Genomic DNA, 14,256 nt, shown 5'->3' with positions numbered 1-14,256 from the left:
CACGTTGGCTGCGGCTGGGTGCTGAAAATCAACCTATCAGAGACAACGAGCCGGCAGAAGCCCGCCCACCAATCAAAGTTCCGTTGTCTTTTCATTTAGATAGGCAAGGAACGCAGTTTTTGGAGGGCTGCCTTGCGAATCACGCCGAAATTCGGGCGGGTCGGCCCCAATCCGTGCGAATGGTACTTTGGCCGTATGCAGTTACTTATGTAGGGTCCGAAGCCCTCATGCTCCAGCCCTTCAAGAGACGACGTGACGTCCTTCCTCGATCCCCTCATCGCCTTCGTTTCCGCCCATGCGTGGCTGGCCTATCTGACCCTGTTCCTGGCGGCGCTGCTCGAAGCCGTTCCGGTGGTGGGATCGGTGATCCCCGGCTCGACCATCATCCTGGCGCTGAGCGCCCTGATCCCCGGCGGCGAATTGCAGCTGCCATGGGTGCTCTTGGCGGCCGCAACTGGTGCCGTACTCGGCGACGGGGCGGCCTATTGGATCGGGCACAGGCGGCAGCGCGAGATCCTCAACACCTGGCCGCTGACCAATTATCCACGCGTGGTCGCGGAGAGCGAAAACTTCTTCAACCGCTTCGGCACCTGGGCCGTGTTCTTCGCCCGCTTCGTGCCCCCGATCCGCGCCTTCGTGCCCGTGACCGCCGGCGCGCTGGGCATGGCGCCCACGAAATTCTATGCCGTGAACATCCCGGCGATCCTGGCCTGGGCGCCCGCCCATGTGCTGCCGGGCGTCTTGGCCGTGTCGGCCCTGCATGAATATGCCGGGCTGCATCATCATGCGCATGTCGGCAAGCACATGTGGATGCTGACCGTTGCAGGGGTTGCGATCGTGCTGGGCGTGGGGATGTGGATCTATCGCCGACGGTATGGCGGCGCGACGGCCAAGCCGCAGGTTTAGGCAGACGCCACATCACAACCGTCGTCCCTGCGTTCGCAGGCACCGAGTTTGTGCGAGAGCATCGCACCCATGACATCCGTGTGATTGACCTGCTCCACCGCTAGCGGCACGTTGGCCCGGATCCTCGCGCCCGCCACCCCATGTTCACCATCGCCAGCCTCTGGATTCCCTTCACCATCGTTGCCGCGCTCGGGCAGGTCGCGCGCAATGCGATGCAGCGGTCGTTGACGAAGCCGCTGGGGACCTGGGGCGCGACCAATATCCGCTTCCTGTTCGGCTTTCCGTTCTCGCTGCTGTTCCTGGGGCTGGTGCTGCTCGCGACCGGCGATCATCTGAGCCCGCCGCCAGCCGTGTTCTGGCCATGGCTGCTGTTGGGCGCGCTCAGCCAGATCGTCGCCACCGGGCTGATGCTGCTCGCGATGAACGACCGCTCGTTTGTCGTGACGACGGCCTACCTGAAGACCGAGGCGATCCAGACCGCGATATTCGGCTTCGTCTTCCTCGGCGATCACCTGACCTGGCTGAAGGTGCTCGCGATCATGATCGCCACCGTCGGCGTCGTCATCACCGCGCTCCGCCCCGGCGGCGACAAGAGCTTTGCCGAGCTGAAGCCGACCATCACCGGCCTCGTTGCCGCGGCGGCCTTCGCGCTGTCAGCGGTCGGCTTTCGCGGCGCCATCATCAATGTGCCCGGCGTGTCCTTCGTGACCGCGGCGTCAATCACGCTGGTGCTCGGCCTGTTCGTGCAGACGTTGATCCTGACGATCTACCTGCTCTGGCGCACGCCGGACGTGCTGCGAGGAATCCTCAGGTTATGGCGACCGTCGATGCTCGCGGGCTTCATCGGCGCCTTCGCCTCGCAATTCTGGTTCCTCGCCTTTGCGCTGACGGCGGCCGCCAACGTCCGCACGCTCGCGCTGATCGAGGTGCTGTTCGCGCAAGCCGTGGCGTATTACTCGTTCAAGCAGCCGATCGCACCGCGCGAGCTTGCGGGCATTGCGCTGATCGTCGTCGGAGTCGCTGTGCTGGTGGGAGCTTAATTCCGGTCTTCCGGCAGGGTCGGCAGCGGTGAGACCTCGATGCCTTCGTCAATCAGCGACTTCGCCTCTTCGGGCGAGGCTTCGCCATAGATCGGACGATGCTCCTTGTCGCCGTAATGCATGGCGCGGGCTTCGTTGGCGAAGCGCTCGCCGACATTGTCGGCATTCTTAACGATGTGGTCGCGCAGCTCTTTCAGCTTGGCGCGCAGCTCGCGCTCCTGCGCCATCAGCAGCGAGGTCGGCCCTGACGGCGCAGCCTCGGGTGTGGTCGCGGCCACGGGCTCCGGCGGCGGCGTGGCGCGGCCGCGCTCCTTCTTGCCGACGATGCGCGGCGCCATGATCGCCTTGTCGACCTTGGCTGAGCCGCAGATCGGGCAGGTCACGAGCTTGCGCTTCACCTGCGAATCATAGGCCGACGAGCTCTGGAACCAACTTTCGAAGGCGTGATTGCGGTCGCAGTGGAGCGCGTAGCGGATCATGCCGAGCCCCGCACGAGGTGCAAATGGTCCGGCCCGGCCTTGGGATCGGAGACGCCGAAGCGGCGGCCGTGCTGGAGCGAGGGAATCGCCCGGCGCGCGGTCTCGACCTTGGCCGGGTCGATCCTGGCCATGATGATGCCCGGCTCGACATCGCCTTCGGCGAGGATCTCGCCCCAAGGATCGACGATCAGCGAATGCCCGTAGGTCTCGCGCTTGTTCTCGTGGGTGCCGGCCTGCGCCGCGGCGAAGACGAAGCAGCCGGTCTCGATCGCACGGGCTCGCAGCAGCACGTGCCAATGCGCTTCACCGGTCTTGCGGGTGAAGGCGGACGGCACGGTGATGAAATAGGCGCCGCTTTCTGCGAGCGCACGGTACAGCGCCGGGAAGCGCACATCGTAGCAGATCGTCAAGCCGATGCGGCCCCAGGGCAGATCCGAGATCACGGCGGTCTCGCCCGGCTGGTAATTGGCGGATTCGCGATAGCTCTCGCCGTCCGGCAGCTCGATGTCGAACATGTGGATCTTGTCGTAGCTCGCGAGCACATTGCCCTCGGGCCCGATCAGGAAGGAGCGGTTGACCGCCTTCTCCGGCGAGAAGCGCAGCGCCAGCGAGCCGACATGGAGGTGAATCTTCAGCTCCGCCGCGAGCGCCCGGTAGGCCTTCAGCGAGGCGTCGTCCTCTTCGCTCTGGAGATGCTCGAACAGCGCCTTGCGGTTCAGCTGCATCATGTTGCTGACTTCGGGTGTCTGCACGTAATCGGCGCCATCGGCCGCAGCCTGCCGGATCAGCTTCGTAGCCTGCTCGAGGCTCGGCCCGGGCATCAGGCCGGTGCGCATCTGCACCATGGCGGCCGTGAACGTGCGGTTCTCGCTCATGATACCGCCTTCACGCTTTCGAGCATGCCATCGAGCTTGCCTTCGCGATCGAGCGCATAGAGGTCGTCACAGCCGCCGACATGGGTGCCGCCGATCCAGATCTGCGGGAAGGTCGAGCCCTGGCCGGCGCGGCCGTACATTTCCTGGCGCCAGGACGGGTTCTTGGCGACGTCGAATTCGGTGAAGGTCGCCTTCTTGCGGGTCAGCAGTGACTTGGCGGCGGAACAATAGCCGCAGCCCGGCCGGGTGTAGATCTCGACAGCAGCAGTCATTCGTCTGGCGCTCTCATGTCATGAATTCATTGAATTATATGGGACGGGGCCCGCTCTCGACAACCCGGGCAAAGACCAGCACGTCGACCTGGGCCGCCTTGGCGCGGAGCAGGGCCCGCGCGCAGGTGTCGAGCGTAGCCCCTGACGTCAGGACATCGTCGATCAGGACAACGCGGCGGCCCTGGATCTCGGCCTGACGGTCGGGAGATACCTGGAATGCGCCTTGCACATTGGTGGCGCGCTGGGCCCGCGACAGGCCGATCTGCTGCTCGGTGGCGCGCACCCGCCGCAGCACGTCGCCCCGCACCTTGATCCCGCTCTGCCGCTCGATGACGCGCGCGAGCGCGCCGGACTGGTTGTAACGGCGCCGCCAGGCCCGCCGCCAATGCAGGGGCACGGGCACCAGCATGTCGGCGCCGGTCAGCAACTCGCCGCCCGCGCGCGCCATCCAGCGGCCCATGGCCGGCGCCAGATCGGTACGGTCCTGATACTTCAGCGCATGCACCAGCGTGCGCGCGACGTCGTCGTAGCGCACCGCCGCGCGAGCGCGCTGGTAAGCCGGCGGGCTCGCGATCGCCTCCATCGACAGCATCTCGGGGCCGGGGTCGTAGACGAAGGGAATGCCGAGCCGCGGGCAATAGGGCCGCTCGATGAACGACAGCCGCGCCCAGCAGGAAGCGCAAACGCCCTCGCCATCAACCGGCTCCCGGCACGATACGCACTGTGTCGGCAGGGCGATGTCGAGCGTGAGCCGCGCCGCCCGCGCCAGCACGTGGCGGCCGGCCGTCCACGCGCTCCGCAGCGGTGCGGCGATGGAACGGATGGGGGGAGCGTCGGCTTCCATGTGGGGAGGCTAACGCTGCACGCAGCGGATTGCCAGAACTGTGGAGATCGGCGTAACCAGCGGCATGGTCCGGACCGCTCAGATCCCGCCCGCCTTGTTTGATCGTGCCTTGCTGCAGAGGCGGCAGCAGCGCGCCCAGGCCCAAGGCGCGGTCACATTCCTGCTCGAGCGGGTCGCCGAGGACATGTCCGACCGCTTGGCAGCGGTGATGCGGGAGTTTCACGCTCCCGCCGACCTCTGGACGCCCGGCGCGGGACTGGCGGCGTTGCGCACGCGGCTTCCCTCCATCGTACACATCGCGCTCGACGCGGCCGGCGCGGAGAAGTTGCCCCTCGCGCCTGAGAGCCTCGATCTCGTCGTCTCGGCGCTGGCGCTGCAATACGTCAACGACCTGCCGGGCGTGCTCGCGCAAATCCGCCGGGCACTCAAGCCGGACGGGCTGCTGCTTGCTGCCATGATCGGCGGCGACAGCCTCACCGAGCTGCGGCAGGCCTTTGCCGCGGCGGAAGCCGAATGCGAGGGCGGTGTGTCGCCGCGCGTGGCGCCGTTCGCTGACCTTCGCGACATCGGTGCGCTATTGCAGCGGGCGGGCTTTGCGCTGCCGGTGACCGACGTCGACCGTGTCGTGGTGCGCTATGCCAATGCGTTCGCGTTGATGCAGGATCTCCGCCGCATGGGTGCGGCCAACGTGCTGATCGAGCGGCGGCGGACACCGACGCGCCGCGCGACGCTGCTGCGCATGGCCGAGATCTACGCCGAGCGTTTTGCCGATGCCGACGGCCGCATCCGCGCGACCTTCGACATCGTCTGGCTCTCGGGCTGGGCTCCGCATGCGAGCCAGCAGCAGCCGCTGAAGCCGGGGTCGGCGAAAGCGAGCCTGGCGGAGGCGGTGAAGAAGGCGGGGAAGGAGTGATCTTTCTCTTCCGTCATGGCCGGGCTTGTCCCGGCCATCCACGTCTTTCAGGCTGGCACGAAGGCCGTGGATGCCCGGGACAAGCCCGGGCATGACGCCAGAGAGCGGTACCCTTCGACCTCACATCAACAAATCGATCAGATGCGGGATCAGCGGAATGTCCGCGGGCGGCATCGGGTAATCGCGCAGCTTGTTGGCGCGGACCCAGGCAAGGTTCTGGCCCTCGCGTGCGGTGACCAACCCCTCCCAGCGCCGGCAGATATAGAGCGGCATCAGCAGATGGAAGGTCTCGTAACCGTAGCTGGCGAAGGTCAGCGGCGCGAGGCACGGCTCGGCGACGTTGATGCCGAGCTCCTCATGAAGCTCCCGGATCAGGCTCTGCTCCGGCCGCTCGCCCGGCTCGAGCTTGCCGCCGGGGAATTCCCACAGGCCGGCCAGGGCCTTTCCTTCCGGGCGCTGCGCGATCAGGACGCGTTTGTCGGCGTCGACGAGCGCGCAGGCCACCACCAGTGTCAGTTTAAGATCGGCCATGCGCGTCTGTCGCTCGCTGAGATCGTTTGCAACGGTTTGTTAACCTCGTTGCAGTCTACGTTTCCAAGGTCACCATAAGTCATATTTAATCCGCAGTTCCTAGAGTGGGAACTCTTTAAACCACTCCAGGCCACCTCATGCGCGCTGCGCTTTCGGCTCTCCTCCGCCGGTTCGTTGACGACCGGCGCGGCAATATCGCAGTGATTTTCGCACTCGCCTGCGTTCCCCTGATCAGTGCGGTCGGCTGCGCCATCGACTATTCGCGCGCGACGCTGATCCGGTCCAAGCTTCAGGCCGCGGCGGATGCCGCCAGTGTCGGCTCGATCGCCAAGGCTTCGCCCGCCTTCAAGGCCGCCGGCAACATGACTGCGGACGGCTCGATTTCGGTCGGCGTCACGGACGCCACGAACATCTTCAATGCCAATCGCGCCAGTCAGTCCGGCTACACGCTGACCGGCCTCACACCGACCGTGGTCAAATCCGGCTCGACCGTCACCGCGACGGTTTCGTTCACCGCAACTTTGAACACCATGTTCCTCGGCGTGATCGGCAAGTCGGTGCTGACGTTGAGCGGCACGTCGAAGGCGACGGCCAGCATGCCGCTCTATATCGATTTCTACCTGCTGCTGGACAATTCGCCGTCGATGGGCGTCGGTGCGACCCCGGCCGACGTGCAGAAGATGGTCAACAACACGTCAGACAAGTGCGCTTTCGCCTGCCACGATCTCAAGGACAAGAACAACTATTACGACCTTGCCAAGAAGCTTGGCGTGACCACCCGGATCGACGTGCTTCGGAGCGCCACCGAGTCCTTGATGGATACGGCAAACGCCACCGAGACCTATTCAAACCAGTTCAGAATGGCGATCTATGATTTCGGCGGCTCTGCAAGTTCGCTCGGCCTGCGCAGTCTGTTTTCGTTGTCGGCCTCTCTCTCCAGCGCCAAGGCGGCGGCCGGCAAGATCGACTTGATGTCGGTGAACGGCCAGAACGAGAATCACGATCAAGATACCCCATTCACTGCGGTCTTTCCTGCGATCAACGGCGAGATCAGCTCCCCCGGAAGCGGCACGTCGGCCAGTCCGCTCAAATACCTGTTCTTCGTGTCCGATGGCGTGGCCGATGAGAGCAACACCGGATGCCTGAAACCGCTCTCGGGCAGCACGCGGTGCCAGTCGCCGCTCAACCCTGCGCTTTGCAAGACGATGAAGGATCGCGGCGTCAAGGTCGCGGTGTTGTACACGACGTATCTCGCGCTGCCGACCAACCCCTGGTACATGAAGTGGATCGATCCGTTCAATGCCGGCCCCTATGGCCCGTCGCCGAACAGCCAGATCGCACAGAACATGCAGAGCTGCGCTTCGCCGGGCCTGTATTTCGAGGTCAGCCCGACGCAAGGCATCGCGGACGCCATGAACGCGCTGTTCAAGAAGGCGGTCGCGGACGCGCGGATCTCCGGATGATGGCGCTCACCTCTCCCCGTAAGAACGGGGAGAGGGAGAAGACCTACGACCTGTAGTCCCCGTTGATCGCCACATATTCCTTGGTGAGGTCGCAGGTCATGACGCGGTCGCGGCCTTTGCCGAGGCCGAGCGACACCAGAATCGCAATCTCCGGCGCCTTCATCGCTTCCGACACCTGCGCTTCGTCATAATCGGGATCGCGCGCCCCGCGCTTGGCGACGCGGATGCCGTTGAACGAGATCGACAGCTTGTCGCGATCGGCCGGCTCGCCGGCCTTGCCGACGGCCATCACCACGCGGCCCCAATTGGCATCCTCGCCGGCGATCGCGGTCTTCACCAGCGGCGAGTTCGCGATCGACATCGCGATCTTGCGGGCCGAGGCCTTGGTCTTGGCGCCCTCCACGGTGATCTCGACCAGCTTGCGCGCGCCTTCGCCGTCGCGGGCGACCTGCTCGGCGAGATTGGCGAGCACCTGGTTGAACGCCTTGACGAAGGCCTTCAGGCGCGGGTCGCTGGCGCGGCTGATCTTTGGCGCGCCGTGCTCAGCGGCGGCGCCGGTGGCGAAAGCCAGCAGCGTATCCGATGTCGAGGTATCGCCGTCGATGGTCACGGCGTTGAACGTGTCCTCGACGCCGCTCTTGAGCAGCGCCTGCAGCGCGGCGGGCGCGATCGGCGCGTCAGTGAAGATGAAGGACAGCATCGTCGCCATGTCGGGCGCGATCATGCCGGCGCCCTTGGCCATGCCGTTGATGGTGACCTTGGCCTTGCCGAGCTTGACGGTCGCGGTCGCCACTTTCGGGAAGGTGTCGGTGGTCATGATCGCCTTGGCCGCGGCCAGGTAATCGCCGGGCTCGGCGGCTTCGGCGAGGCGACCGAGCACGCCGTCGAACTTGGTGGCATCCAGCGGCTCGCCGATCACGCCGGTCGAGGCCAGGAAGATTTCGCTCTCGCTGCAGCCGACCGCCTTGGCTGCGATCTTCGCCGTCAGCGCGGTGGAGGCGCGGCCGGTCTTGCCGGTGAAGGCGTTGGCATTGCCGGAATTGACCACGAGCGCGCGCGCCTTGCCGCCCTTCAGCTTGGCGCGGCACCATTCCACCGGGGCCGAGGGACACTTTGACCTGGTGAAGACGCCGGCGACGGCAGTGCCCTTGTCCATCACCGCGAGCAGCACGTCGGTACGGTTCTTGTAGCGGATGCCGGCTTCAGCCGTCGCCAGACGGATGCCCGCGATCACGGGCATATCAGGGACGGTTTTGGGGGCGAGCGGAGAGACGGAGGAGGACATCGCGGGCGCCTTGGTAGGGTCTGGACATGCAGATGGCCGGGGGAGCCCCGGCCATTGCGACGTTAGATATACTTGGCGTCCGCGAAGTGACAGCGAATTCTTACTTCTTCGCCGGCGGCGCCATCTTGCTGTCGGACGGCTTCGCCTCCGGCTTGGCGTCCTTCGACGCATCCGGCGCCGGCTGGTCCAGCCGCTCGACCTTGGCTTCGGTACGCAGCTTGGCGACATACTCGGCCTGGGCCTTGCGGGTCACGTACTGCTCGATCTGGGCCTTGACCTGCTCGAAATCGGGCGCCTTGCGGTTGCGCTTTTCCTCGACCTTGATGATGTGCCAGCCGAACTGCGACTTCACGGGGTCGGAGATCTTGCCGGGCTCCAGCGAGAAGGCCACGGCCGAGAATTCCGGCACCATCTGCTCCTTGGTGAAGAAGCCGAGGTCGCCGCCATCGGCGGAGCCGGGGTCCTTGGACTTCTTCTTGGCGAGCTCGGCGAAATCGGCCCCCTTCCCGAGCTCGGCCTTCACCGCCTTGGCCTCGTCCTCGGTTTCGACCAGGATGTGGCGGGCGCGCACCTCCTGCTCGCCGGTGATCTGCTTGGCGGCCTCCTCATAGACCTTCTTCATGGCGTCCGGCGTGGTCGCGGCCTTGCCCTCGCTGGCGAGCAGGCTGTCCATCAGAAGCCGGTTGCGGGCGAATGCCAGGCGCTTCTTGAACTCCTCGCCGTCGGCGATCTTCTTGTCTTCGGCAGCCTTGCTGACGATCTTCATGTCGATCAGGAACGACAGGACGTTCTCGTCCTTGGTCGCCGGGTCCATCTGGGCAAGGCTCGGCCCGAGTTCCTCCTCGGCCATGGTGACGTCGCTCTTCTTGATTTCCGCGCCATTGACCTTCGCCAGCACCGGATCATCGGCGGCCCGGAGCGGGCCCGCAAACGCCAGGGACAGCGCCAGAGCGAGGCTGCCAGCCAGGGCGGACGCGGAGCGGAAGCGCTGGGTTGCCGGGAACGAGGTGGTCATGGAAAATCCTTATGTTGAAGCAGGGGGCTGCTCGAGCGGGGCGGACACTCGCCCAATCAGGGGGGCTTGGCAACGCGAAAAGTCTGTCAAAATGATGAATTAGCCGCACTGCGCCCGCCGTTGACAAGGCCCCGACCGGGCCATATCTCTGCGCGGTCGCGACCATGGCGATGGCGTTTATTTTGCTGCGTTTTTGGCCGTTGAACCCAGACTTGCCCAATTCCCACCCATATGGCGGATGTCCCCCGCAGTCCGGGCTCTGACGCCGCGAAGCGTCACGGTGAGTTGATAGGCGGGCGGGTGACAACTTCTTAGGCCCAACGCGGTTGAATCGCGAACACAGGAACCTGGCATGATCGGCGCGCTCGCCCGCAAGTTTTTCGGCTCCGCCAACGACCGGCGGGTGAAGGGATATCAGTCCCGCGTCAACGCGATCAATGCGCTGGAGCCTGAGCTCGCCAAGCTCTCCGACGAGGCGCTCAAGGCCCGCACCGCGGAATTCAAGCAGCAGCTCGCGAACGGCAAGACGCTGGACGATCTCCTCGTCCCGGCCTTCGCCACCGTGCGCGAGGCCGCCAAGCGCACGCTCGGCCAGCGCCATTTCGACGTCCAGCTGATTGGCGGCATGGTGCTGCACGAGGGCGACATCGCCGAGATGAAGACCGGCGAAGGCAAGACGCTGGTCGCGACGCTTGCGGTGTATCTGAACGCGCTCGCCGGCAAAGGCGTCCACGTCGTCACGGTCAACGACTACCTCGCCCGCCGCGACTCCGGCTGGATGGGCCAGATCTACGGCTTCCTCGGCATGACCACCGGCGTGATCGTGCACGGCCTCGACGATGCCGAGCGCAAGGCGGCCTATGCCTGCGACATCACCTACGGCACCAACAACGAATACGGCTTCGACTATCTCCGCGACAACATGAAGTACCGGCTCGAGGACATGGTCCAGCGGCCGCACTTCTTCGCCATCGTCGACGAGGTCGACTCCATTCTGATCGACGAAGCGCGCACGCCGCTGATCATCTCCGGCCCGCTCGACGACCGCTCCGACTTCTACAACACCATCGACGGCTTCCTGCCGAGGCTCGACAAGACCGACTACGAGGTCGACGAGAAGCAGCGCACGGTGACGCTGACCGAAGGCGGCATGGAGAAGATCGAGACGCTGCTGCGCGATGCCGGCCAGCTCAAGGGCGAGTCGCTCTACGACGTCGAGAACGTCTCCGTCGTGCACCACATCAACCAGGCCCTGCGCGCTCACACGCTGTTCACGCGCGACAAGGACTACATCGTCCGCGACGGCGAAGTCGTCATCATCGACGAGTTCACCGGCCGCATGATGCCGGGCCGCCGCTATTCGGAAGGCCTGCATCAGGCGCTGGAAGCCAAGGAGCACGTCCAGGTCCAGCCCGAGAACCAGACGCTGGCCTCGATCACCTTCCAGAACTACTTCCGCATGTACGAGAAGCTGGCGGGCATGACCGGCACCGCCGCGACCGAAGCGGACGAATTGTTCGACATCTACAAGCTCGAGGTCGTGGAGATCCCGACCAATCTGTCGATCGCGCGCCTCGACGAGGACGACGAGGTCTATCGGACCCAGAAGGAAAAATATCAGGCCATCCTCGCCGAGATCGAGCGCGCCAATGCGCGCCTGCAGCCGGTGCTGGTCGGTACCGCCTCGATCGAGAAGTCGGAGGTGCTCGCCGAATTCCTCAAGAAGAACGGCTACAAGCAGATCGATTTCGGCAAGGAGGGCGCGCTCGACAAGCTCTATGCCGCCGCCCGCGCCGGCAAGCCGGCGAAACTGTTCGCGGTGCTGAACGCGCGCTTCCACGAGCAGGAAGCCTACATCGTCGCCGAAGCCGGCGTGCCGGGCGCGATCACGATCGCCACTAACATGGCCGGCCGCGGCACCGACATCAAGCTCGGCGGCTCGCTGGAGATGCGCATCCAGCAGGAGACTGCTGATATCACCGACGAGGCCGAGAAGGCCAAGAAGATCGAGCAGATCAAGGCCGATATCGAGCACTTCCGCGACATCGTGCTGAAGGCCGAGGAGACCGTCGAGGTCGAGCCGGCCAAGGGAAGCAAGCCTGCCAAGACCGTGAAGAAGCCCGGCGGCCTCTACATCATCGGCTCCGAGCGCCACGAATCCCGCCGCATCGACAACCAGCTGCGCGGCCGTTCCGGCCGTCAGGGCGATCCCGGCCGCTCGAAGTTCTTCCTGTCGCTGGAAGACGACCTGATGCGCATCTTCGGCTCGGACCGTCTCGACAGCATGCTGCAGCGTCTCGGCCTGCAAGAGGGCGAGGCCATCATCCATCCCTGGATCAACAAGGCGCTGGAGAAGGCGCAGCAGAAGGTCGAGGCGCGCAACTTCGACATCCGCAAGAACCTGCTCAAGTTCGACAACGTCCAGAACGACCAGCGCAAGGTGATCTTCGACCAGCGCGTCGAGCTGATGAAGGACGAGAGCGTCGCCGAGACCGTCGCCGACATGCGCCACGCCTTCATCGACGACCTCGTCGCCAAGCACGTGCCCGAGCATGCCTATGCCGAGCAGTGGGACGTCGCCGGGCTCAAGGACGAATTGAAGCGCGTGCTCGATCTCGACCTGCCGGTCGACGAATGGGCCAAGGAAGAGGGCATCGCCGACGAGGAGCTGCTGACTCGCATCGAGACCAAGGCCGACGAACACATGGCGGCCAAGGTCGCGCAATGGGGTCCCGACGTGATGCGTTACGTCGAGAAGACCATCCTCTTGCAGACGCTCGACCATCTCTGGCGCGAGCACCTGATCATGCTCGACCATCTGCGCCAGGTCATCGGTCTGCGCGGCTACGGCCAGCGCGATCCGTTGCAGGAGTACAAGACCGAAGCCTTCAATCTCTTCCAGGAGATGAGCGCTCACTTGCGCGAGGCCGTCACGGCGCAGCTGATGCGCGTCGAGATCGTCCCGCCGGAGCAGGAGGCCCCCGTCCTGCCGCCGATGGAGGCGCACAAGTTCGATCCGAACACCGGCGAGGACGAGATGGCTCTCGCCAGCGTCACCCTCGGCGCCCAATCCACCGACGCGGCGTTGCGCGACCCGAAGAACCCGACGAGCTGGGGCAAGGTCGGCCGCAACGAGGACTGCCCGTGCGGTAGTGGCAAGAAGTACAAGCACTGCCACGGGCGGTATGCTTGATCGATGACCTCAAAACCCAGCGAACTCGCGGTGTTGTCTTGGCCCACGAGTTCGCCAGGCGTCGAATGCTTTCGATCCATATGATGCCTGCTGGTCTTCCGTTGCATAACGAATGGTAGGCGCACGCCATTGAGGATGGCTGGCGCACAATTGTCAGACGGTCCTTTATCCGTCACGCGCGGCTGAGCACGCTTCAGTCATCTGGCAACCCGCCTCAGCGCCTGTTCCTGTGATCACTCCGGAGTGCTGCTGCTTCTGCAGATGGCCGGCGGCCACTCGCTCGCGCGGCTGCGTCGCTGAAGAACTCTTCACCCGGAGAGCCAATGGTCAAAGCGCGGCATCGCGTCTCGGCGAACGCCCTCGGGTAGACCATCCAATTTTTTACCACTGCTCATTGTGATCTGGATCACCGCTACAGAGCTCAATCCGTGGTTTGATTGAATCACGAGACGTGGCCTGAAAATTGGGAGCCAGACAATGTCCAAACGCGCGCTGCCAACCGCCTTTTGTGTCCTTGCCCTGAGTTTTTACGCCTGCGGTTCCGCCCCTGCGAGCCAAGTGGGCGGATGGTGGGGCGGAACATGGTCGTGCAACATCGACGGCCGCCCGGCCCGGATGAAATGGGCCGCCGTCGATGACAGTCAGACAACCTGCAACGGCAACACTTGCACCAGCACTTCGGGAGCACGCTGGTCAGGCCGCTTCTCAGATAATGGCTCGCGATGGGTGAAGTTGACAAATCCACGCACCGGAACCCAGGGCGGCGTGTACTTCAACCATGCCGACGGCAACAAATGGTATCTAGCCAAGCCGGTCAGCAACAAGGCCGTGGGCTGGACGACATGGAATGGCCAACGCTATCGCCTCTCGTGCTGGCGATGATGCGCGAGTGCTTTCCTCTGGCTATGCATTGAAACGGCAGATGTGTGTGTGCGCTTCGCAAGGCGCCACGCTCCACTTCACGAGGTCTAATTCGAGCTGTCGATCAAGCTCTCCAGCAGCCGCTTGAGCTCGCTCGTCGACTTGTCGCCGTAGCTCTCCAGGATGTGCTCCTCCTGGTCGACCGCGAGCGAGTTGAGCTTCTTGCACAGCACCTTGCCGCGGTCGGAGATGAACATCAGCACCTTGCGGCGGTCGTTCGGGTCCTGCACGCGGTAGACCAGCGTGTCGGAGACCATGCGGTCGATCATCTTCGTGAGCGTCGGATGGTTGAGCAGCACGGCGTCCGCGAGCTCGCCCATCGAATGGCCCTCGCCGTCCGACAGCACTTTCAGGATGCGCCATTGCTCGACCGGCACGCCCTCCTTGCTCAACCTCAGTTCGAGCTGCCGGTTGATTTCCCGGTTGGCTTGCGCGAGCAGGTAAGCGAGGTGTTCGGTGATTGGGGAATTTTGTTTCGGCGGTTTTGCCACGGCTGAGACTTCGCCTTGACCCAAATGA

14 protein-coding genes are annotated in these 14,256 nt (G+C 64.6%); 6 read left to right on the top strand and 8 right to left on the bottom strand.

Annotation, left to right across the window (positions count from 1 at the left end):
- Window positions 1–252: 252 nt before the first annotated feature.
- Both I6F33_RS32065 and I6F33_RS32060 read left to right on the top strand, forming a co-directional pair.
- Window positions 253–906, top strand: a complete 654-nt coding sequence (locus I6F33_RS32065) for a DedA family protein (protein WP_225145196.1) — start codon at window positions 253–255, stop codon at window positions 904–906.
- A 140-nt stretch (window positions 907–1,046) separates the two neighbouring features.
- The gene (locus I6F33_RS32060; protein WP_225145195.1) at window positions 1,047–1,946 is read left to right on the top strand and encodes an EamA family transporter; all 900 of its coding nucleotides are present in this window, start codon (window positions 1,047–1,049) and stop codon (window positions 1,944–1,946) included.
- Here I6F33_RS32060 and I6F33_RS32055 read toward each other — a convergent pair.
- Genes I6F33_RS32055 through I6F33_RS32040 form a run of 4 tightly spaced genes read right to left on the bottom strand, consistent with a single transcriptional unit; the run spans window position 1,943 to window position 4,416 of the window.
- On the bottom strand, window positions 1,943–2,425 hold the full coding sequence (locus I6F33_RS32055) for a DUF1178 family protein (RefSeq protein WP_225145194.1): 483 nt from the start codon (window positions 2,423–2,425) through the stop codon (window positions 1,943–1,945). The two genes, I6F33_RS32060 and I6F33_RS32055, sit on opposite strands and share 4 nt — an antisense overlap.
- On the bottom strand, window positions 2,422–3,300 hold the full coding sequence (locus I6F33_RS32050) for a carbon-nitrogen hydrolase family protein (RefSeq protein WP_036014649.1): 879 nt from the start codon (window positions 3,298–3,300) through the stop codon (window positions 2,422–2,424). Before I6F33_RS32050 ends, I6F33_RS32055 begins: the two co-directional genes overlap by 4 nt.
- Window positions 3,297–3,572 carry a glutaredoxin 3 gene (grxC, locus tag I6F33_RS32045; RefSeq protein WP_036026245.1) on the bottom strand — a complete coding sequence of 92 codons (276 nt, stop codon included), beginning with the start codon at window positions 3,570–3,572 and terminating at the stop codon, window positions 3,297–3,299. Before grxC ends, I6F33_RS32050 begins: the two co-directional genes overlap by 4 nt.
- A 34-nt stretch (window positions 3,573–3,606) precedes the next feature.
- A complete protein-coding gene (locus I6F33_RS32040; protein WP_225145193.1) occupies window positions 3,607–4,416 on the bottom strand; it encodes a ComF family protein in 810 nt (269 codons plus the stop codon).
- 64 nt (window positions 4,417–4,480) lie between these two features.
- On the opposite strand from I6F33_RS32040, the gene I6F33_RS32035 reads away from it, so the two are divergent.
- Entirely contained in the window at window positions 4,481–5,329 is an 849-nt protein-coding gene (locus I6F33_RS32035) for a methyltransferase domain-containing protein (RefSeq protein ID WP_225145192.1), read from the top strand.
- A gap of 120 nt (window positions 5,330–5,449) precedes the next feature.
- Here the strand turns inward: I6F33_RS32035 and I6F33_RS32030 are convergent, their stop codons facing one another.
- Window positions 5,450–5,860, bottom strand: coding sequence for a (deoxy)nucleoside triphosphate pyrophosphohydrolase (locus I6F33_RS32030; protein ID WP_036014656.1), 411 nt, complete (start codon window positions 5,858–5,860; stop codon window positions 5,450–5,452).
- 137 nt (window positions 5,861–5,997) lie between these two features.
- On the opposite strand from I6F33_RS32030, the gene I6F33_RS32025 reads away from it, so the two are divergent.
- Window positions 5,998–7,323, top strand: a complete 1,326-nt coding sequence (locus I6F33_RS32025; RefSeq protein ID WP_225145191.1) for a TadE/TadG family type IV pilus assembly protein — start codon at window positions 5,998–6,000, stop codon at window positions 7,321–7,323.
- 43 nt (window positions 7,324–7,366) lie between these two features.
- On the opposite strand, the gene argJ is transcribed toward I6F33_RS32025, so the two are convergent.
- Window positions 7,367–8,608, bottom strand: a complete 1,242-nt coding sequence (gene argJ, locus I6F33_RS32020; RefSeq protein ID WP_036014660.1) for a bifunctional glutamate N-acetyltransferase/amino-acid acetyltransferase ArgJ — start codon at window positions 8,606–8,608, stop codon at window positions 7,367–7,369.
- Between the two features lie 100 nt (window positions 8,609–8,708).
- Window positions 8,709–9,623, bottom strand: coding sequence for a peptidylprolyl isomerase (locus I6F33_RS32015; protein WP_225145190.1), 915 nt, complete (start codon window positions 9,621–9,623; stop codon window positions 8,709–8,711).
- A gap of 352 nt (window positions 9,624–9,975) precedes the next feature.
- On the opposite strand from I6F33_RS32015, the gene secA reads away from it, so the two are divergent.
- Both secA and I6F33_RS32005 read left to right on the top strand, forming a co-directional pair.
- The gene (gene secA / locus I6F33_RS32010; protein WP_225145189.1) at window positions 9,976–12,816 is read left to right on the top strand and encodes a preprotein translocase subunit SecA; all 2,841 of its coding nucleotides are present in this window, start codon (window positions 9,976–9,978) and stop codon (window positions 12,814–12,816) included.
- A 477-nt stretch (window positions 12,817–13,293) separates the two neighbouring features.
- On the top strand, window positions 13,294–13,698 hold the full coding sequence (locus tag I6F33_RS32005) for a DUF6006 family protein (protein WP_074448072.1): 405 nt from the start codon (window positions 13,294–13,296) through the stop codon (window positions 13,696–13,698).
- Between the two features lie 86 nt (window positions 13,699–13,784).
- Here the strand turns inward: I6F33_RS32005 and I6F33_RS32000 are convergent, their stop codons facing one another.
- Window positions 13,785–14,228 (bottom strand): MarR family winged helix-turn-helix transcriptional regulator, encoded by a 444-nt coding sequence (locus I6F33_RS32000; protein ID WP_025032676.1) that lies wholly within the window; start codon window positions 14,226–14,228, stop codon window positions 13,785–13,787.
- Between the last annotated feature and the right edge of the window lie 28 nt (window positions 14,229–14,256).

This window comes from Bradyrhizobium sp. BRP20 (assembly GCF_020194215.1).
GTDB lineage: Bacteria > Pseudomonadota > Alphaproteobacteria > Rhizobiales > Xanthobacteraceae > Bradyrhizobium > Bradyrhizobium yuanmingense.
The sequence above is the reverse complement of the archived record's forward strand: the minus strand, read 5'-3'. Positions and strand labels throughout refer to the sequence as shown.